General features: G+C 58.2%; 20 protein-coding genes. 13 read left to right on the forward strand and 7 right to left on the reverse strand.

Going from position 1 to position 20,088, the window contains the following annotated elements; translation table 11 throughout:
- Positions 1-9: 9 nt before the first annotated feature.
- Entirely contained in the window at positions 10-1,128 is a 1,119-nt protein-coding gene (locus BW958_RS14480) for a branched-chain amino acid ABC transporter substrate-binding protein (RefSeq protein ID WP_076576475.1), read from the reverse strand.
- 415 nt (positions 1,129-1,543) lie between these two features.
- Between BW958_RS14480 and BW958_RS14485 the strand changes: the two genes are divergently transcribed.
- Positions 1,544-2,548: a substrate-binding domain-containing protein gene (locus BW958_RS14485; protein ID WP_076576476.1), complete on the forward strand. Its 1,005-nt coding sequence runs from the start codon at positions 1,544-1,546 to the stop codon at positions 2,546-2,548.
- Between the two features lie 59 nt (positions 2,549-2,607).
- Here BW958_RS14485 and BW958_RS14490 read toward each other — a convergent pair whose 3' ends face one another.
- The 3 genes from BW958_RS14490 to BW958_RS14500 form a co-directional block, all read right to left on the reverse strand.
- The gene (locus BW958_RS14490; RefSeq protein ID WP_076576477.1) at positions 2,608-3,708 is read right to left on the reverse strand and encodes a polyamine ABC transporter substrate-binding protein; all 1,101 of its coding nucleotides are present in this window, start codon (positions 3,706-3,708) and stop codon (positions 2,608-2,610) included.
- Positions 3,709-3,743: 35 nt separating this feature from the next.
- On the reverse strand, positions 3,744-4,772 hold the full coding sequence (locus BW958_RS14495; protein ID WP_076576478.1) for a histone deacetylase family protein: 1,029 nt from the start codon (positions 4,770-4,772) through the stop codon (positions 3,744-3,746).
- A gap of 131 nt (positions 4,773-4,903) precedes the next feature.
- Positions 4,904-5,914 carry an AraC family transcriptional regulator gene (locus BW958_RS14500; protein ID WP_076576479.1) on the reverse strand — a complete coding sequence of 337 codons (1,011 nt, stop codon included), beginning with the start codon at positions 5,912-5,914 and terminating at the stop codon, positions 4,904-4,906.
- Here BW958_RS14500 and BW958_RS20375 point away from each other — a divergent pair.
- Entirely contained in the window at positions 5,913-6,095 is a 183-nt protein-coding gene (locus tag BW958_RS20375; protein ID WP_143233101.1) for a hypothetical protein, read from the forward strand. The genes BW958_RS14500 and BW958_RS20375 overlap by 2 nt on opposite strands.
- Here BW958_RS20375 and BW958_RS14505 read toward each other — a convergent pair.
- A complete protein-coding gene (locus tag BW958_RS14505; protein WP_076576480.1) occupies positions 6,089-6,616 on the reverse strand; it encodes an ATP--cob(I)alamin adenosyltransferase in 528 nt (175 codons plus the stop codon). The two genes, BW958_RS20375 and BW958_RS14505, sit on opposite strands and share 7 nt — an antisense overlap.
- A gap of 70 nt (positions 6,617-6,686) precedes the next feature.
- Entirely contained in the window at positions 6,687-7,799 is a 1,113-nt protein-coding gene (locus BW958_RS14510; protein ID WP_076576481.1) for a DUF5610 domain-containing protein, read from the reverse strand.
- A 151-nt stretch (positions 7,800-7,950) separates the two neighbouring features.
- On the opposite strand from BW958_RS14510, the gene trmA reads away from it, so the two are divergent.
- The 7 genes from trmA to BW958_RS14545 all read left to right on the forward strand — a co-directional run bounded on the left by trmA (position 7,951) and on the right by BW958_RS14545 (position 14,851).
- A complete protein-coding gene (gene trmA / locus BW958_RS14515) occupies positions 7,951-9,045 on the forward strand; it encodes a tRNA (uridine(54)-C5)-methyltransferase TrmA (RefSeq protein ID WP_076576482.1) in 1,095 nt (364 codons plus the stop codon).
- Between the two features lie 240 nt (positions 9,046-9,285).
- Entirely contained in the window at positions 9,286-9,360 is a 75-nt protein-coding gene (tnaC, locus tag BW958_RS20795; protein ID WP_076576603.1) for a tryptophanase leader peptide, read from the forward strand.
- A 188-nt stretch (positions 9,361-9,548) separates the two neighbouring features.
- On the forward strand, positions 9,549-11,006 hold the full coding sequence (gene tnaA, locus BW958_RS14525) for a tryptophanase (protein ID WP_076576483.1): 1,458 nt from the start codon (positions 9,549-9,551) through the stop codon (positions 11,004-11,006).
- Positions 11,007-11,084: 78 nt separating this feature from the next.
- On the forward strand, positions 11,085-12,296 hold the full coding sequence (locus BW958_RS14530; RefSeq protein ID WP_076576604.1) for an aromatic amino acid transporter: 1,212 nt from the start codon (positions 11,085-11,087) through the stop codon (positions 12,294-12,296).
- Between the two features lie 239 nt (positions 12,297-12,535).
- Entirely contained in the window at positions 12,536-13,303 is a 768-nt protein-coding gene (locus tag BW958_RS14535; RefSeq protein WP_076576484.1) for a basic amino acid ABC transporter substrate-binding protein, read from the forward strand.
- Between the two features lie 74 nt (positions 13,304-13,377).
- Positions 13,378-14,142, forward strand: a complete 765-nt coding sequence (locus tag BW958_RS14540) for an amino acid ABC transporter permease (RefSeq protein ID WP_076576485.1) — start codon at positions 13,378-13,380, stop codon at positions 14,140-14,142.
- A complete protein-coding gene (locus BW958_RS14545; RefSeq protein WP_076576486.1) occupies positions 14,129-14,851 on the forward strand; it encodes an amino acid ABC transporter ATP-binding protein in 723 nt (240 codons plus the stop codon). Before BW958_RS14540 ends, BW958_RS14545 begins: the two co-directional genes overlap by 14 nt.
- An 8-nt stretch (positions 14,852-14,859) precedes the next feature.
- Here the strand turns inward: BW958_RS14545 and norR are convergent, their stop codons facing one another.
- Positions 14,860-16,377: a nitric oxide reductase transcriptional regulator NorR gene (gene norR / locus BW958_RS14550; RefSeq protein ID WP_076576487.1), complete on the reverse strand. Its 1,518-nt coding sequence runs from the start codon at positions 16,375-16,377 to the stop codon at positions 14,860-14,862.
- A gap of 160 nt (positions 16,378-16,537) precedes the next feature.
- Here norR and norV point away from each other — a divergent pair, with 160 nt between their 5' ends.
- The 4 genes from norV to BW958_RS14570 are packed head-to-tail and all read left to right on the forward strand — an operon-like array spanning position 16,538 to position 20,068.
- Complete coding sequence (gene norV / locus BW958_RS14555; protein ID WP_076576488.1) at positions 16,538-17,992, forward strand: anaerobic nitric oxide reductase flavorubredoxin; 1,455 nt, start codon at positions 16,538-16,540, stop codon at positions 17,990-17,992.
- Entirely contained in the window at positions 17,989-19,122 is a 1,134-nt protein-coding gene (gene norW / locus BW958_RS14560) for an NADH:flavorubredoxin reductase NorW (RefSeq protein WP_076576489.1), read from the forward strand. The genes norV and norW overlap by 4 nt, the downstream gene beginning before the upstream one ends.
- A 45-nt stretch (positions 19,123-19,167) precedes the next feature.
- Entirely contained in the window at positions 19,168-19,506 is a 339-nt protein-coding gene (locus BW958_RS14565) for a TehB family protein (protein ID WP_076576490.1), read from the forward strand.
- Positions 19,507-19,516: 10 nt separating this feature from the next.
- Complete coding sequence (locus tag BW958_RS14570; protein ID WP_076576491.1) at positions 19,517-20,068, forward strand: class I SAM-dependent methyltransferase; 552 nt, start codon at positions 19,517-19,519, stop codon at positions 20,066-20,068.
- The last annotated feature ends 20 nt before the right edge of the window (positions 20,069-20,088 follow it).

The following is a 20,088-nucleotide window of genomic DNA, read 5'->3' on the forward strand; positions in this document are numbered from 1 at the left end:
TCAGATCAATTACTGCAGTGAAGAAGAGGAGCCGTCGGCATGCCACTTGTAGATGCCGAAGCTGAAGTTCTTCAGATCACCCGTACTGGACCACTCGAGCGGACCCATAACGGTATCCACTTTGTGACTGCGCAGATAGTCGGCGATCGCTTCCGGCTCATCACCTGCGTTCTCGATACCGGCACTCAGCGCCTGAATGGCTGCATAGGTCGTCCATACAAACGGACCGGAAGAGTCCTGCTTCTTGGCCTTCAGTGCTTCCACGATCTTGGCGTTGGCCGGATCCTGGTCGTACTTCTTCAGCATGGTGACCAGCATGCCTTCAGAGGCTTTACCGGCGATGGCAGAGATGTCCTTGTTACCCACGCCTTCCGGACCCATGAACTGAGCCTTGAAGCCCTTCTCGGCTGCCTGACGCATGATCAGACCGAGTTCCGGGTGGTAGCCGCCGTAGTAAACGAAGTCTACGTTCTCTTTCTTCAGTTTGGCGATGAGGGCGGAGAAGTCCTTGTCACCGGCGGTGATACCTTCAAAGGCCACCACATGCGCACCGTTCTTCTTCAGGGTCTCGTTGACCACGGTGGCGATACCTTCACCATATTGCTTCTTGTCGTGGATGACTGCGATGTTCTTCGGCTTCACAACGGAAGTGATGTAGTTGGCGGCAGTCGGGCCCTGGTCGCTGTCCAGACCGGTGGTACGCAGAACCAGCTTGTAGCCGCGCTCGGTGATCTTCGGCGCAGTCGCTGCCGGAGTGATCATCAGCACGCCTTCATCTTCATAGATGTCAGAGGTCGGCAGGGTGCTGTCGGAGCAGAGGTGACCGATGACGTACTTAACGCCATCGTTGACGACCTTGTTGGCTACAGCCACGGCCTGCTTCGGATCGCAAGCGTCGTCATACTTGATGGCTTCCAGCTTCTTGCCCTTGATACCGCCAGCCGCGTTGATCTGCTCAACGGCAATCATGCCGCCGGTAAATTCCATGTCACCATATTGTGCAACCGGGCCAGTCAGCGGACCGGCGATGCCGATCTTGATGGTATCTTCAGCCATGGCCATAGAAGAGGCGCCAAACAAAGCCAAAGAAACAGCGGCGCGAACAACAGATTTACTCCATTTATTCATCGATTCGTCCCTTAATCAGTGGATTATTTCCTGGTCCGACGATGTGACAGGTGTCGGACATACCTGTTTTTTATCATCCCTTTAGGGAGAGGAACAAGTGGTTTAAGATGCTGAAAGGACAGTCTGTCTCACCTCTAAAATGGTTATTTGTGCTTTTTTGATTTCTTGGGTTGGTTTTATATTCCAGTTTTTAAATTATCATGAACGCTTGTGTTGCCTGGGGCTGTCGTAGCGATATAAAAAAAGGCGAAATATCAGTCTGATTTTTATCCCATTTTGCCTAAAATCTGTTTGCGCAAAACCTAACGCCGGTCTAGATTGGCGGTTTGCAAAAAACAACGACGATTTCCGCGCACTTCAAGCCTTCCAGCAGGAAATCTGCTAAAGTTTCGCCTTTGACAGTCAGGAGAAAAAGATGGCCACCATCAAGGATGTCGCGGCACGTGCCGGCGTCTCCATCTCCACCGTTTCGCATGTACTCAATCACACTCGTCGGGTCAGCGAAGAGGCAACCCAGAAGGTGGTTGAGGCGGTGGCAGAGCTCAATTACGCGCCCAATTCGGTAGCGCGTAGCCTCAAGGTTAATTCGACCAAGACCATCGGCATGCTGGTGACCACCAGTGCCAACCCCTTCTTTGCCGAAGTGGTGCGCGGGGTTGAGGCGTACTGCTTCGAGCAGGGCTATAGCCTGATCCTGTGCAACACCGAGAACCAGCCGCAGCGTCAGCGTCACTACTTGAAGATGCTGATGGAGAAGCGGGTCGATGGCCTGCTGGTGCTGGGGACCGATATCGACAGCACACTGCGGGATATGTTGCGCAGCCACCAGAGTGTGCCGCTGGTGATGCTCGATTGGGGTACCGAATGCGATTTTGCCAACGTTATCAATGATAACGCGCGCGCTGGTGCCCGCATGGCCGCCCGCTATCTGCTCGATCAGGGTCACACCGATATCGCCTGCATTACCGGCCAGCTCGACAAGCAGACCACCCAGCAGCGGATCGACGGTGTCCGTGATGCGCTCTCTGAGCGTGGATTGACCTTGCCGGAGCAGCGGATTTTTGAAGGTGACTTCGAAAGCCAGAGTGGGTTTGACCAGATGAAGCAGATTCTGGCGCTGACTCCGCGCCCGAGCGCCGTGTTTGCCTTTGACGACCCGATGGCCATTGGCGCCATCTGCGCCGCTTGGGAAGCCGGGGTCAAGGTGCCGGACGATATCTCGATCATCGGTTATGACGATGTGGAGATGGCTCGCTTTGCCAGTCCGCCGCTCACCACCATCCGCCACCCGAAGGCGGAGCTCGGCCAGATGGCTGTGCAGCAGTTGGTCGGCCGCATCCGTAACAAGGAGCAGTCGGTTGAATCGGTTACGGTGCAGCCGGAGCTGATCATCCGCCATTCGGTGAAGAAGCTGAACTGATCATGGCATCACGCCATAAGACGAAGGGGCCCTGGTGGCCCCTTCTGTTTTTGGCCGGTTCAGACGCCCGACTTGATGGTGGTCCAGATGCGGGTGCGGGCCCGCTCTGCTTTGGCCGGTAGCGGCTTGAGCGGGAACAGGTGCGCCATTCCTGCTGCGGTGGGCACCAGATCCGGATTGTCGCGGATCTCGGCTTTCACCAGTCCAATGCCATCCTTGTTAGGGTTGGGATAACCGGTCTTGTCGCTGATCGGCGCGATCACCTTGGGTTGCAGCAAGAAGTTGATGAACAGGTAGGCCTCGTCGACATTGGGTGCATCCTTGGGGATGGCCAGCATATCAAACCAGATCGGGGCACCTTCCTTGGGTTGGCGCATCGCCACCTTCACGCCGTTGCCGGCATCTTTGGCGATATTGCCAAACTGATAGAAGCTGCCGGAGTAGCCGACTGCCACGCAGATGTTGCCGTTGGCGATGTCATTCATGTATTTGGATGAGTGGAAGTAGCGGATATAGGGGCGCACTGATAGCAGCAGCTCTTTTGCCTTCTCATAATCGGCCGGATTGGTGCTGTTGGGCGGCAGTCCCAGATAGTTGAGGGCAATCGGGATGATCTCGGCCGGCGAGTCGAGCAGAGTGATGCCGCACTTGGCCAACTTGCTGGCGTACTCCTTCTTGAAGATCAGATCCCAGCTATCGACCGGCGCCTTGTCGCCGAGCGCCAGTTTCACCTGGTCGACGTTATAACCCATGATGACGGTGCCATACATATAAGGCACGGCATGCTCATTGCCCGGATCGTTCTCTTGCAGCAGCTGCATCAGCTTGGGATCGAGGTGTTGCCAGTTGGGCAACTTGCTGCGGTCGAGCGTGAGAAATACTCCCGCCTGCACCTGTTTGGCCAGGAACATATTGGATGGCACCACCACATCGTAGCCGGAGTGGCCAGCCAGCAGTTTGGCCTCGAGCGCCTCGTTGGTATCGAACACGTCATAGGTCAGCTTGATCTTGGTCTCGGCCTTAAAATCGGTCAGTGCCTGGTCGGTGATATAGTCAGACCAGTTATAGACATGCAGCTCTGCGGTCTTGGCCTGCACGGCAGGAGAGAGCAGTGTTCCGGCCAGCAGGCTGCTGGCAAACAGGCGGGTGAGTGTCTTCATGACAGTAATCTCCATGTTGCAAAAAAGGTCGCCAATCAGCGCTGTTCAAATCCTTCCAGTACATTCACGGCATTGATGCCGATCGCCTCCACCGCATAGCCCCCCTCCATCACAAACAGGGTCGGAAGACTCAGCGCCTGAATCCGCTTGCCCATCTTGAGATAGTCCGGGCTGGTCAGCTTGAAGCGGGAAATCGGGTCTTGTTCAAAGGTGTCGACGCCGAGTGAAACGATCAGCACATCTGGCTGATAGTCGCTGATGGCTTGGCAACCCTGTTCGAGCGCGGCACTCCACACCGGCCAGTCGCTGCCGGCCGGTAGTGGCAGGTTGAGGTTGTAGCCTGCACCGGCTGCGCTGCCGGTTTCGTCGGCATAGCCGAGAAAGAAGGGAAATTCGACGGCCGGATCACCATGGATGGAGACAAATAGCACGTCGCTGCGCTCATAGAAGATCGACTGGGTGCCGTTGCCGTGGTGGTAGTCCACATCGAGGATGGCCACCTTGTGATAGCCCTGATCGATAAAGGCCTGGGCTGCGATGGCGGCGTTGTTGAGGTAGCAATAGCCTCCCATCAGATCCGCCGCGGCATGGTGGCCGGGCGGACGGCAGAGGGCAAAGGCGCAGGAGGCCCCGGCGACGATATGCTGCTGGGCGGTCAGCGCCACTTGCGCCGAGCTGTAGGCCGCCTGCCAGGTGCCGGCAGTAATCGGCACACCGGCATCGAAGCTGTAATAGCCAAACTGGCCGTGCACGCTGTCCGGTTTCTGCTGGCGCAAGGTGCGGGTCGGCCAGGTGTAGGGCAACAGATCGCCCGCTTGACCGAGCGCAGCCCAGCGCTCCCACGCGCCTTGCAAGAAATCCAGCATCCCCTGATCGTGCACCCGGGCAATCGGTGCCAGCCCCCCATCGCGCGCTGGCAGGATCGGCCCGAGCTCGCGAGTCAGTAGACGTTCGCGGATAAAATCGGCCCGCTCCGGTTTTTCAAAACAGGGCATTAACTGGCCGTCGATCAGTTCGCACCGTCCATGGTGCAGGTGGTGATCATCGCTGTAGATGGTGAGCATCCCGGCTCTCCTTTCTCTGAGGTAACAGCGCCATTGTTGGGTGTTGTTGCAATCCTGTGAATGCTGGCAGCGGCCAAAAGGGGATAAATCAGGCCAATCATGGCGGCCCGATTGTCCCTTTTATGTACAACTCAATAGCGAAACTGACTGGGGGCGACGCCACTCCAGCGCTGGAAGGCATGGCGGAAGCTGGCACTTTCGCTAAACCCCAGCTCTTCGGCAATCTGATAGATGGCGTGACGCTTTTCGGCCAGCAGTAACTTGGCGCGCTCGAAGCGCAGATCATCGAGCAGCTCCTGATAGTTGGTGCCCATCTCTTTGAGGTGGCGGCGCAGGGTCCGCGCCGAGCAGTGCATCTGGCCGGCCAGCACCTCCAGACGCGGTGGTGCGCAGAGTTGGGCACCGAGCAGATCACGCACCTTATCCAGCCAGCGTTGGCGCGTGTTGAACTCGGCATTGAGTTTGCGGCAGCGCACCAGCATCTCGTTGTGGGTGACCGGGTTGGCCAGTGGCAATCGTTCGATCAGGGCGCGGGTATCGATGGCAAACGCATCCTGCTCGCCGTTAAAGCGAATGTGCGGGCCAAAGCTGTGGCGATAACTCTCGCTGTAGCTCGTGTCGGATTGGCTGAACTCGGCTGCGCGCACCGGCAACGGGTGACCAACCAGATCGCTACAGATTTGGCGCAGCGACGCGAGGCACATCTCGATATTGAAGCGGCGCAGATCGTCACGCTGGCGATAGTGGCTGGCGCAAATCCAGGCCAGATCGCCATCAATGCGCAGTTGCAGATGGAAATAGGTGCCGAGCAGGGAAGGGTAGGTAAACATCAACTGCAGCGCATCGCCCAGCGTGGCGCTAGAGATAGCGGCATAGCCGAGCAGGCCATAGGCCGAGATGTGCATACGCTGTCCCAGCACCAGACCGAGGTCACTGCAATGAGCCAGGCCATTGGCACAGACGGTGAGCTCCTGTTGGCGGGTGATGCGGGCGTCGTTGTTGTGAATATCGGCGACCTCAATACCACTGTGGGCCAGGAGCTCGGTGGTGAGCCACTCCTGCTGTTCGGGCGAGACATCTCGGCACAGGTAGTCGAGCGCCAGCGAGACGACGTGCAGGGTCGTAAGCTGTGATTCCAGCATGGCAGACTCCTTCATCCGTGAATGGAGGTGGCTACGAGGCCACCTGAACGAGTCAGGCAGCAAGCGTGCCAGCTTGATGAAGGTGGTGCTGGAGCGGCGGCAACGCCGCCTGCGGGATAAACCGGCTCCCTGTTGTGAGCGCATTGCCCTGACAGAGGGCCCAGCGGCAGTGCGTCAGTAGTTGATACTGATGTATTCGACCTCTGCGACCCCCATGCCGGCTTTGAGCCGAACGGTCAGCACGAAGAAGAAATTGGCCAGCAGGTTGGCAAAGCGATACAGGATGGGATCGAAGCGCACACCACTCTCTTCCAGTCGCACCAGCAGTCGCACGACTTTCTTGGCGCCGCAGCGACACAGATGCAACGTGGGCACCGGCATCGGACCGCGTGGCAGGACAAAACCGGTGACCCGGCCGCGAGTCAGGTCGTTGTAGTGGTCATAGCGGGTTTTCAGCCAGTTCAGATCATCGTCAAAGATGCCAAGCTTGCCGCGCACCGAGCCATTCAGGTTGTAAATCAGCCGCTGCAGTTGGTCGAGATCATCATTCACCTCGTCAAAACCGGGCGGTAGTTGGGCCATCACGGCGCCCACCTGACAGCAGAGCTCGTCGGTCGCTATTTCATAGTCGCACTGATAACGAGTTTCAAAGATAAAGGGGTAGCAGAGCTCCCGCTTGTCACTGGGGCGTTTCGGATTCATGGCAGGCGTGGGCTGGTGGACGAGTTAAAAGGAGTTTGCCAGCACCGATCCGGGCTGGCAAACCCGAGCTTTAACCGAGCTGGCGCAGGGCTTCGAGCATTCTCTGGTTGAAGCCGAGAAAACGGCTGGTCTGGTCACTGCTCTGTCCCTGCGCGGCCAGCACCGACTGGGTGAGGGCGGTCTGCGAGTCAGGGGTCAGCGTCTGATCGGCCTGATTTTGCACCTGTTCCAGCTTGGGCAGATAACTGGCAAGCGGTTTGAGGGTCTCCTGCAAGGTGTTGTTCTTGTTGCCCTGATAGGTCTGGCTGATGCGGTTCTGCTGCTTGAGCGACAGGCTGAAACTGGCCAGCTGGCTATTATCCAGCCCGAGTCCGTTGGCTTTGTCGGCCACCTTGTCGAGATCGCCGGAGAAGAAGGACTCCCCCAGATCGTCGATGCCCTTGACCAGATCGCCGATTGAGCTCATCTCTTCATCGCTGAGCTCCCCTTGCAGGGCGAAGCTGAAATTCTGACTGTTCTGGAAGCTGACCCGGCTGCCCTGATTGCCCTGATCGTTCTTGAACTGCCAGCTGTCGTTAAAGCGCAGCACTACCTTGTCCCCTTCGCGGGTCTCAATCTCGAGGTACCCTTGCTGGCGGCTGGCCATCTCGACGGCAGCCTGCTCGGTGGGTGACACCTTGCCGAAGAACTCTTTTTCAAACTGGTCGAGCCCTTCCTTAATCAGTTTGTAGCTCTGATCGATGCCGGTTTTGATGTCTTCGTTGTCGGTGGCGTCCTTGCCCAACATCTTTTTGGCATCGGCAAAGCCCATATCGACCCCTTTACGGGCCTGCTCCATCATGCTGGTCAGCGAATCATCGTCCTTGCCATCGGCACGGGCTGCACCCAGCCGTCCGGTGACAAACTGCAGCACATTCTTGGCCACCTCTTCGTAGTCGAACAGGGTATCGGGGGTGACCTCCTCGCTCTGTTTGGGGGCCTGATACTGATTGCCGTTGAGCTCAAGACTGAACTGTAATGCTTGCTGGATCAGCACTTGCGCCCATTTGGGGCGGTTGTGCAGCGAAACCTGATCACTCTGCTCCGAACTGCTGGCAGACTGACTCTGAGTGGCCTGTTGCTGGGCTTTGGAGGTCAGATCGCTGCTCTTGCTGACCGTCTTGCCCATACCGTCGATTTGCATGTCTGTATCCTCCGCGGATGGCCGGTCGTCCTTTATCGGCCTGTCTGGATAATTCTTGACCATAAAATACTGGACAACCGCACCTCGCTTCTTAAAATCCCCCCCTCGGGTCTGCCGACCCCGTTTTTCGGCTTCGTCCATGAGGTATTTGATGAGTCACTCCCCGGCTGCTTACCAGCAGCAACTCGACGCCAAGGCCGAGCGCCTGCGCGCCCTGTTCGCCGCCTACAATCCGCCTGCGCTCGAGGTGTTTGCCTCGCCGGCCGAGCACTACCGCATGCGTGCCGAGTTCCGCATCTGGCACGACGGAGATGACCTCTACCACATCATGTTTGATCAGGAGACCCGCCAGCGGGTCCGGGTCGATCAGTTCCCGACCGCCAGCCGTTTGATCAACACCCTGATGCCGCATCTGCTCGATGGCATTCGTCCTCAGCCGGTGCTGCGTCGCAAGCTGTTCCAGATCGATTACCTCTCGACCTGTTCCGGCCAGGTGGTGGTCAGCATGCTCTATCACCGCAAGCTGGATGCCGAGTGGCAGAGCGCGGCTGAAGCCTTGCGGGCGAGCCTGCGTGAGCAGGGTTTTGATCTGCAGCTGATTGGCCGTGCTCACAAACAGAAGATCTGCCTCGAGCAGGATTTCGTGGTGGAAGAGCTGGAGGTGGAGGGGCGCCGCTACGTCTACCGCCAAGTCGAAAACAGCTTCACCCAGCCCAATGCCGAGATTAACCGCCAGATGCTGACCTGGGCGCGCGATGTGACCCGTCATAGCGAAGGGGATCTGCTTGAGCTGTACTGCGGTAACGGCAACTTCTCCATCGCATTGGCCGAGAACTTCGACCGGGTGCTGGCGACCGAGATTGCCAAGCCGAGCGTGGAGTCTGCCCAGTTCAATATCGCCGCAAACGGCATCGAGAACCTGATTATCCTGCGCATGTCGGCCGAGGAGTTTACGATGGCGATGCGTGGCGAGCGCGAGTTCAACCGCCTGCAGGGGATCGACCTGACCAGCTATCGCTGCAACACCATTTTTGTCGATCCGCCGCGCTCCGGTCTCGATGCGGACACCGTCAAGCTGGTGCAGGAGTATGACAACATCCTCTATATCTCCTGCAACCCGGATACTCTACAGGAGAACATGGCTGTGCTGGCTGACACCCATGAAATCGCCCGTTTCGCCCTGTTTGACCAGTTTCCCTGGACCCATCACATGGAATCCGGTGTGCTGCTGCGCCGCAAGGGCTGATGCAGCGATGAGCAAAAGGGGAGGCCAGTCGGCTTCCCCTTACTGTTTTCAGTGCCTTTGATATTATGAAAATGGTTATTTCAGTTGAGAGTAAAATAATAAGGCGTTAAGCGATAAAAAAGATCGGAATAAATTGTTAGCAGCGTCGCAAATCGCCCATCTTGCATATTGCCTGTTATGCTTGTCTCTTCATAATGACCGGCGACAGTTTGAAGTTTCTAATTTCAAATAGGTGGCAATATGAATCGCATACTCACATGCCGTAAGTGGTTCAATCTTGATCGCAAGATCGCCTTCTTCTTCCCGCTCGTCTGATTCCTCATGTGTGCGTCTCGCACCACTTGCGCCTTTACTCCTGTTCTGCAGGTCTGCTGCATAGCCTGGCTGTTTGCCAGCTAAACGTAGCAGCGGCGCACCATATTTAAAATTTACTCTCTGTTCGGCCAATCAATATATCGCGCCGAGCTGGATCGTTATTGTCTGAATATATTGGGGTTAGTCTCATGGAAAACTTTAAGCATCTTCCCGAACCGTTCCGTATTCGTGTTATTGAGCCGGTCAAGCGCACGACTCGCGAATATCGTAATACCGCTATTCTGAACGCCGGTATGAACCCGTTCCTGCTCGACAGTGAAGATGTGTTTATTGACCTGCTGACCGACAGCGGCACCGGCGCTGTGACTCAGGACATGCAAGCCGCCATGATGCGCGGTGACGAAGCCTATAGCGGCAGCCGCAGCTTCCATGCCCTGCGCAACGCCGTGCAGGATATCTTTGGTTATGCGCTGACCATCCCGACCCACCAGGGCCGTGGCGCCGAGCAGATCTATATTCCGGTGCTGATCAAAAAGCGTGAAAAGGAGAAGGGGCTGGATCGCAAGAAGATGGTGGCGCTCTCCAACTACTTCTTCGACACCACCCAGGGTCACACCCAGATCAACTGCTGCGCGGCTCGCAACGTCTACACCAAGGAAGCGTTCGACACCAGCGTGACGGCCGACTTCAAGGGCAACTTCGACCTCGCCAAGCTGGAAGCCGCGATTGCAGAAGCCGGGGCCGCCAACGTGCCTTATATCGTCAGCACCATCACCTGCAACTCGGCCGGTGGTCAGCCGGTCTCGATCGCCAATCTTAAAGCGGTCTACGAGATTGCCCGCCAGCACGATATCCCGGTGATCATGGACTCCGCCCGCTTTGCCGAGAACGCCTACTTTATCCAGCAGCGTGAGCCCGGCTACAGCAACTGGACCATCGAGCAGATCACCAAGGAAGCTTACAAATACGCCGACGGTCTGGCCATGTCCGCCAAGAAGGATGCCATGGTGCCGATGGGCGGCCTGCTCTGCTTCAAAGACGAATCGATGCTGGACGTTTACAACGAGTGCCGTACCCTGTGCGTGGTGCAGGAGGGGTTCCCGACCTATGGCGGTCTGGAAGGTGGTGCCATGGAGCGTCTGGCGGTTGGCTTGTATGACGGCATGCGTCAGGACTGGCTCGCCTACCGTATCCAGCAGGTTCAGTATCTGGTGGACGGGCTGGAAGCGATCGGTATCGTCTGTCAGCAAGCCGGTGGCCACGCCGCCTTCGTTGATGCCGGCAAGCTGCTGCCGCACATTCCGGCTGGCCAGTTCCCGGCTCATGCGCTGGCGTGCGAGCTCTACAAGGTGGCCGGTATCCGCGCCGTCGAGATCGGCTCCCTGCTGCAGGGGCGTGACCCGGCAACCGGCAAGCAGATGGCCTGCCCGGCCGAGCTGCTACGCCTGACTATTCCGCGTGCTACCTATACCCAAACTCATATGGACTTCATCATTGAAGCCTTCCAGGAAGTGAAGAAGAACGCCAAGAATATCAAGGGGCTGGAGTTTACCTACGAGCCGCCGGTACTGCGTCACTTTACCGCTCGCTTTAAGGAAGTGGAGACCACGGCACAGGGCAGCACCAGGCAGCTGGTTGAAGCCTGACAGGCATGACACGAGGCACAGATGATTCTGTGCCTCTTTTTTGATTTCTATTTGGGGCTACAAGCAGGGGGAGAGAGCATGACCAACAATCCGTCCGTCGTGGGGGGAGCCTGTATCATCGCCAGCGTCTGCGTGGGCGCCGGTATGCTGGGGCTGCCCAGTGCCGGAGCCGGTGCCTGGACCACCTGGTCCACACTGGCCATCACCTTGACCATGGTGGTGATGACCGTCTCTGGCTGGATGTTGCTGGAGGCCTTCAAGCGCTATGACCTGAAGGTGTCGTTCAACACGGTGACACGGGATCTGCTGGGGGCAAAAGTGAATGCCTTCAACAACCTGACCGTCTATTTCGTCGGCGGCATTCTGCTCTATGCCTACATCACCTCGTCAGGGCTGATCCTGCAGGGGATGCTGGGTATCGACAGCAAGATCGCCTCGGTGCTGTTCGTGCTGCTCTTCTCCGGTTTTGTCTGGCACTCCACCCGTGCGGTAGACCGGATCTCGGTGCTGCTGATTGTCTTTATGCTGCTGAGTTTCGTGTTTGGGGTCTCGGGGCTGGCGATGAAGATCAACGTTGCCCAGCTGTTCGACCCGCTGCGCGAAGAGGCCATGCATGCACCCTATGCGCTGGCTATGCTGCCGGTCGCGCTCACCTCGTTTGGTTATCACCATTCAGTCGCCTCAATGCGCTCTTACTATGGCAATGAAAACAAAGCCAAATATGCCATTTTGGGCGGCACTGTGATTGCTCTGAGCTTCTATATGCTGTGGCTGTTCAGCATTTTCGGCAATCTGCCGCGTGAGCACTTCGGCCCGGTCATTGCCAAGGGTGGTGACGTGGATGTCCTGCTGCAGGCGCTGGGTTCGGTGATTGAGTCGCAGAAGGTGGCCAGTGCCATCAACGGTTTCTCCATGGCTGCCATCCTCTCTTCGTTTATCGGCGTGGGGCTCGGGGTGTTCGACTATCTGGCGGATCTGTTCAAGTTCGACAACACCCGCGCCGGTCGTACCAAGTCCTGGCTGGTGACCTTCCTGCCGCCGCTGGTGCTGTCGCTACTGTTCCCGTTCGGTTTCATTATCGCCATCGGCTATGCCGGTGCGGCCGCCACGGTCTGGACCTGCATTATTCCGGCCTTGCTGGTGCACAAGGCGCGCGCCACCCACGGAACCGACGGCTTCACCGCGCCCGGTGGTCAGGTGATGGTGGTGGGGGTGATCCTGTTTGGCGTGCTGACCGCCCTGTTCCATATGCTCAATATGGTCGGCATGTTGCCCACCTATACCGGCTAATTTCTCCTGTGTGACCTTCAGCGCGGCGCTTCGGTGCCGCGTTGTCATTTTATGCGCTTCACTTGGGTCACATTTCTCCCTGCAATTTCATTATTGATTGCTTGGTTAACAGTGTTCCTGTCGGTTTCTGCGTCAATCGGCGTCAAACCAGATAATTTCACCAGAAATAGGGTGTTGATCGATATGATGGTGAGTGATAGGTTATTTAATAAATATGCATATTTTTGCTGGAGAATGAGATGTTGAAGCGCATTGCGGTTGCCGGATGTTTGTTGCTGGGTTCCTTGGGTTCTGCTTGGGCAGATGCGCCGACCTATGTGGTGGGTGCGGGTGGTACTTATCGTCCGTTCGAGTTCGAGAACAGCAAGAAAGAGCTGGAAGGGTTTGATATCGACATCATCAAGGCCATTGCCAAGGCATCTGATTTCAACGTCAAACTGATCAACACCCCGTGGGAAGGTATCTTTGCCACACTGGGCACTGGCGATCGCGATATCATCATTTCCGGCATTACCATCACCGACAAGCGCAAGCAGATGGTCGATTTCTCCCACCCCTATTTCCCGGCTGAGCAGTCCATCGTGACAGCCGCTGGCTCCAAGATTGATTCGATCGCTTCGCTCAAAGACAAGAAGGTCGGGGTCGTCAACTCCAGTACCGGTGACATCGTCGTCTCCGATGTGCTGGGCAAAAATAGCACCGCCATCAAGCGTTTTGATAACACACCGCTGGTACTGCAAGAGCTGCACGAAGATGGTATTGATGCCGCTGTGGGCGATGTGGGTGTGGTGAAGTACTACATCAAGACTCACCCGGAGAAGAAGTTTGCTCTGGTGTCGGATGCCAAGTTTGAGCGTCAGTATTTCGGTATCGCCGTGGCCAAGGGTAACACCGCCCTGCTGGAGAAGATCAACCAGGGTCTGGCCAGCATCATCGCCGACGGTACCTACGCCAAGATCTACAAGACCTGGTTTGATGAGCAGGTGCCGACCCTGCCCGCCCAGTAATTGGCACGCTGTGTTCTGATCGCAATGGCCGCTGCTTGCAGCGGCCATTGTTTCTCTAAGTGACGGAAGAAGTTATGAACGGTTTTCGTTGGGAAATCCTGCGCGAGTACCAGCCCCTGTTTATTGACGGGGCACTGATGACCCTCAAGTGCACGGTGATCTGCGTGATCCTCGGTACTCTGTGGGGCTTGCTGCTGGGGCTGGGGCGCATGGCCAGTGCCGAGAAGGGCGTCTGGAAGCCGCTGCTGCGCTATGGCATCCAGTTGCCGGTAAAGGTGTATGTCAGTGCCCTGCGTGGCACGCCGCTGTTTGTGCAGATGATGGTGGTGCACTTTGCCCTGATGCCGCTGTTTATTAACCCGTCGAGCGGGTTGCTGGTGGAACACGGGCTGCTGAGTGTCGATACGGCGCGAATGCTGCGCTCTGAATATGGTGCCTTTGTCTCGTGCGTGGTGGCGATTACGCTCAATGCCGGAGCCTATGTATCGGAGATCTTCCGGGCGGGCATCCAGTCAATCGACCGCGGCCAGATGGAAGCGTCCCGGGCGCTGGGCATGCCGTGGGGCAAGACCATGCGTAAGGTTATCCTGCCGCAGGCGTTTCGCCGCATTCTGCCCCCCTTGGGCAACAACGCTATCGCCATTGTGAAAGACTCGTCGCTGGCCTCGGCCATTGGTCTGGCGGATCTGGCCTATGCGGCGCGTACCGTCTCTGGCGCCTACGCCACCTATTGGGAGCCCTATCTGGCCATTTCGGTGATCTATTGGGCCTTTACCTTCCTGCTGTCACGGCTGGTGGAACACCTGGAAAAGAGGTTTGGCAAAAGTGATTCGCGTTAACAACCTGCAGAAGCAATTTGGCGACAGCCATGTGCTGCGTGGCATCAACTGTCATATCGCTGCGCAGGAGGTGGTCTGTGTGATCGGTCCTTCCGGTTCGGGCAAGAGTACCTTTCTGCGCTGCCTGAATGCGCTGGAGACCCCGACCGGTGGCGAAGTGACAGTCAACGGTTTCGATGTGCATGACCCGGCCACTAACCTCAACAAACTGCGTGAAACCGTAGGGATGGTGTTCCAGCGCTTCAATCTCTTCCCGCACATGACGGTGCTGGAGAACCTGATCATGGCGCCCTGCTCTTTGCGTGGCATGAGCCGGGCCGATGCGCTGGTCAAGGCTGAGCAGTTGCTCACCAAGATTGGCCTGCTCGACAAGCTGGATGCCTGGCCGTCGAGTCTGTCGGGTGGTCAGCAGCAGCGGGTGGCGATCGCCCGCGCTCTGATGATGGACCCCTCTATCATGCTGTTTGATGAACCCACCTCGGCACTGGACCCGGAATTGGTGGGCGAAGTGTTGGCTGTTATGAAACAGCTGGCTCAGGAGGGTATGACCATGGTCATTGTCACCCACGAGATGGGGTTTGCCCGTGAAGTGGCCAATCGGGTGCTGTTTATCGATCAGGGGATTATTCAGGAAGAGGGGTCACCCGAGCAGATCTTTACCGCGCCGACCAACCCCCGGACAGCCAGTTTCCTGAGCAAGGTGCTCTAACGTTTATATCATTTGAGCCCTAGCCGCTGCGCCAGTCGGTGCAGGTTGCCCGGATCGATGCCGAGCTGGCGGGCGGTGGCAGCCCAGTTCTGATTGTGGGCCGCCAGCGTCTGGCGGATCAGCTGGCACTGGAAAGCCTCGGTGGCCTCTTTCAGTGCGACTGGTTGGGCTGGTTCAGGGGTTGCGGCCTGACTGTCGCTGCCGGTGGGAGCCGACTGGCTGAGAGTCAGATGGTGCGGGGTGATCACGGCCACCGCCTGATCCTGTTCGGCGCGGGCCAGCACGGCGGCGCGGTGGATGGCGTGCTCCAGCTCGCGCACATTGCCCGGCCAGTCATAGCGACTCAGCAGTGCCAGTGCATCGGCCTGCAGGGTCAGCCGCTCCAGCCCCATGGCGCTGCGGCAACGCTCCGCGAAGTACCCGGCCAGCAGGGGAATGTCCTCGCGTCGATCGCGCAGGGCCGGCGCCTGCAGTGGAAACACGCTGAGGCGGTGGTAAAGGTCGGAGCGAAAGCGGCCAGCCACTACCTCCTGTTTGAGGTCGCGGTTGGTGGCGGCCAGAATCCTTACATTAACTTTCAACTGGTTATCGTCACCGATTCGCTGCAGGTCGCCATATTGCAGCACTCGCAGCAGTTTGGCCTGCAGCGACAGGGATAGTTCACCAATCTCGTCTAAAAACAGGGTGCCTTGATCGGCCAGCTCGAATTTACCGGCACGGTTGTGAATTGCGCCGGTAAACGCCCCCTTCACATGCCCAAACAGTTCGCTTTCGGCCACCGCATCGGGCAACGCAGCGCAGTTCAGGTAGACCAGCGGTTTGCCACTGCGGGGTGAGCCGCGATGAATGGCTTGGGCAATCAACTCCTTACCAACACCGGTCTCACCGAGGATCAGCACATTGAGATCCGAGGCTGCCACCACCTTTATCTCGTGACGGAGCTGCCGCATGGCAGGGGCTTCACCGATCATCTCAACCTCATCACTGGCCGGACGGGTGCGCGGCGAGATAGGTTCAGGGTTTTGCCGTGCCAGACGCTCGAGCAGCAAGGCATTGGCCAGAGCGGCAGCCGCCAGGGCGCTAACCAGCCGCAACTCGCGGTCGGGGATCTCGTCGAACTGGTGGGGATTGAGCCCATCAATGGTCAGGGCACCAATCAGGGCGTCGTCGGAAAACAGCGGCAAACCGATACAGGCGTGTACCTTGAGTGCCTCATGGTTGGGGATCAGCCCGTCATAGGGGTCGGGTAGCGTGCTATCCGTCGGGAAACGCACCACGTCACCGGCCCGGGCGATGGCTTCGAGGCGAGGGTGCTCAATCAGTTTGAAGCGGCGCCCCAGCACATCCTGGCTCAACCCGTCGATGGCCAGCGGGATGAACTGGCCGTTTTCATAGCGCAGCAGCGCCGAGGCATCGGAGGCCAGCAGTTCGCGCAGGCTGTGGATCAGGCGCTGAAAGCGGTCACGGTGGGAGATCCCCTGCTGCAGATCGAGCGCGATACGCGCCAGGTTATAGGTCGAGAGCATGCTGTCAGATCGACAATGGATTGTGATAATGACAATAGAACGGCAATGTCATAAAGACAATTTAAAAAATAAAATACAATAAAAACAATATATTATGTGTTGGCATGCCCCTTGCGATTGTAGGAGTAGAACGTTCCTATCGATTAGCAAGGAGACCAAGATGTCTATTCACGTTAAAAACAACATTCGCTGGGTGGGTCAACGGGATTGGGAGGTGCGTGACTTCCACGGTACCGAATATAAAACCACTCGTGGCACCAGCTATAACAGCTACCTGATCCGTGAAGAGAAAACCGTGCTTATCGACACGGTGGATCACAAGTTCAGCCGTGACTTTGTGCTCAATCTGGCGGCCGAGATCGATCTGGCCAGCATCGATGCGGTGGTGATCAACCACGCTGAAGAGGACCATGCCGGCGCCCTGACCGAGCTGATGGCTCGCATTCCCGGCACGCCCATCTATTGCACCCACAATGCGCTCGATTCCATCAACGGTCATCACCACCACCCGGAGTGGAATTTCCACACAGTTAAAACCGGTGACAGCCTGGATATCGGTAACGGCAAACAGCTGGTGTTTATCGAAACCCCCATGCTGCATTGGCCCGACAGCATGATGACCTACATGACCGGCGATGCCGTGCTGTTTTCCAACGACGCCTTTGGCCAGCACTACTGCGACGAGCATCTGTTCAACGATGAAGTCGATCAGATTGAGCTGATGGAGCAGTGCCTGCGTTACTACGCCAACATCCTCACCCCTTTCAGCCCGCTGGTGACCGCCAAGATTAAGGAGGTGCTCGGTTTCAACCTGCCGGTAGCGATGATTGCCACGTCGCACGGCATCGTCTGGCGCGATAATCCGACCCAGATCATTCACCAATACCTGGTTTGGGCTGATCAGTATCAGGAAGACCGCATCACGCTGTTTTACGACTCCATGTCGGGCAATACCCGAATGATGGCCGATGCCATTGCGCAGGGTATCCACGACGCCGACCCCGGTGTGGCGGTCAAGATCTACAACGTCGCCCGTCATGACAAGAATGAAATCCTGGCCCAGGTATTCTGCTCCAAGGGGGTGCTGGTGGGCTCTTCGACCATGAACAACGTCATGATGCCCAAGGTCGCCGGCATGCTGGAAGAGATCAGTGGTCTGCGTTTTCGGGGCAAGCGGGCGGCCGCCTTCGGTAGCTACGGCTGGACCGGCGGGGCAGTAGATCGCATCCAGACCCGCCTGATGGATGCCGGCTTTGATATCGCGGCATCGCTCAAGCTCACCTGGCGACCGGACGGCGCAGCGTTGGCCGAGTGCCGCAAATATGGCCGCCAGATTGCCCGCCGCTGGGCGCTGCATCCGCTCGGCTGCGCCACAGCGGCGCCCCGTGTTGAACATATGGTTGCCACCTCCGTGCTGCCACAAGCTGCAACGACCAGCGAAGAGAGCATGATCTGCACCGTCTGCCAGTGGGTTTATGACCCGGCGCAGGGCGAGCCGGATCAGCAGGTCGCAGCAGGCACGCCTTGGGCCCAAGTGCCCGACAGCTTCCTCTGCCCGGGCTGCGGGATCGGCAAGGAGGTGTTCGAGCCCTGCGCGCAAGAGGTGGTGGCATGAGTCGCGAAATCGTCATCGTGGGCGGCGGCTTTGCAGCCCAGCAACTGGTCAAGTCGCTGCGAAAGCGCGACGCACAGGCGCCCATTAGGCTAGTCACCGCCGATGCGGGAGATGAATACAACAAGCCGGATCTCAGCCATGTGATGAGTCGTGGCATGAGTGCCAGTGAGATGGTACGGGTCAGCGGCCCGGCGTTTGCCGAGCAGCATAGCCTCGCCTTGCAGCCGCACTGCCGGGTTGAACGTATCGACCGCGAGCGGCAACTGCTACACACCACTGACGGCGAGATCCCATACGGCCAACTGGTGCTGGCGACCGGAGCGAAGGCGCGGCGTCCCCCGTTTCCTGGCAGCGACGCGCTGATCACCCTTAACAGCCTGCAAGAGTATGCGGCGGCGCAGCCGGCGCTGGAGGCGGCCCGTCATGTGCTGGTGCTGGGTGGTGGTTTGATTGGTTGTGAGTTAGCGATGGATCTGGCCAGCAGCGGCCGTCAGGTGACGCTGGTGGATCTGGCGCCCAGTCTGTTGTCGGCCCTGCTGCCAGCGGCACTGGCCCAGCCGCTGCATCAGGCTCTGCTGGCGCAGGGGGGGCGGCTGTGTCTGGGGCAGGCCGTTGCCTCCATCACCCGTAATCCAGCCGGTGCTCAGGTGGTGCTGAGTCATGGTGAGCGGATTGCCTGCGATCAGGTAATTGCCGCAGTCGGGTTGGCCCCACGCACCGAGCTGGCCGCCACGGCCGGGCTGGCGGTGGGTCGTGGCATCCGGGTCAATTCCCGGTTGCAGACCAGCGATCCGGTCATTTTTGCACTAGGGGATGGTATCGAGTGGCAGGGACAGTGCCTGCCCTTTCTGCAGCCTATCGTGCTGGGGGCCAATGCCCTGGCCGCCACGCTGCTGGGCACGCCAACCGAGCTGGTGCTGCCGCCCATGCTCATCAAGGTCAAGACGCCGCGCTACCCGATCCAGCTGGCAGGCCGCACTCGTGGTGACGATCTGCGCTGGCAGGTCGAATGGGATGGTGCCGGACTGCAGGCGCAGGCACTCGATGCCAGTGGCCAGCCTTGCGGCTTTGTGGTGGGCGGCAATCGCATGAGCGCGGCCTTCCCGCTGCTGCGCACACTGCCCCGTTAATGTGTATTTACTGTTGGCCGGGGTGCCCGGCCCGAGGAGTTATCCATGCTGCATCTTATTCCTGCCCAGTTTGCGGTGCGTCGCTCAACCCCGTTTTTCACACCTGACAACGTGCCGCAGGCACTGCTTAGTCATCACAACACCGCTGCCGGTGTATATGGTCAGCTCTGCGTCATGGCTGGCTCGGTCACTTACTACGGCTTTGCCAACGAGCAGTCGAGCGAGCCTGAACGGGTGATCACCCTGCATGCCGGCCAGTTTGCTGTCAGCCCGCCGCAATACTGGCACCGGGTTGAGCTGTCGCCTGATGCCCGTTTCAATATCCACTTCTGGGCCGAGCCGGCGCAGGCGCAAGGGCCGCTCTATCAAGGACGGACTGGCTAGGAGGTGTGCCATGGTAAGCTTTGCCGATCCGGAACGTCTGAGCGTTATCTTCGATTCACCGCAGCGTGAAGAGTGGCAAAAGAGCCGCCAGATCATCGCGCGGCTAGGGTTGACGCCGACCATGCGCATTGCCGATGTGGGGGCGGGCACCGGTTATTTCAGTCGCCAGTTTGCTGCGCTGCTGCCAAAGGGGCGGGTTTATGCCATCGACAGTGAGCCCAATATGGTGGCGCATATGCGGCGGCGCTTTGCCGATGAGCAGATCGGTAATATCGAGGTGCGTCTGAGCGAGCCCGATCATCCGGCGCTGCCGGCCGAGTTGGACTGGGTCTTTCTGGCCAACGTCTATCGTTTTATCTCGCAGCGGCGGGCGTTTTTAGCGCAGATCTACGCCGGGATGCCCTCCGGAGCGCGCCTGATGCTGGTGGATCTGGCAACCGTCCACGCTGCTCCTTCGCCGGATCAGGTGATGGATGAGCTCAAGGCGGTCGGGTTTGAGCTGCGAGAGCTGGACATGCACACCTGTCCGACCCACTACCTGCTGCAGGCGCGCAAGCCGTAAGCTGGTCACAGATCAAAATC

The organism is Aeromonas sp. RU39B, assembly GCF_900156095.1.
GTDB lineage: Bacteria > Pseudomonadota > Gammaproteobacteria > Enterobacterales > Aeromonadaceae > Aeromonas.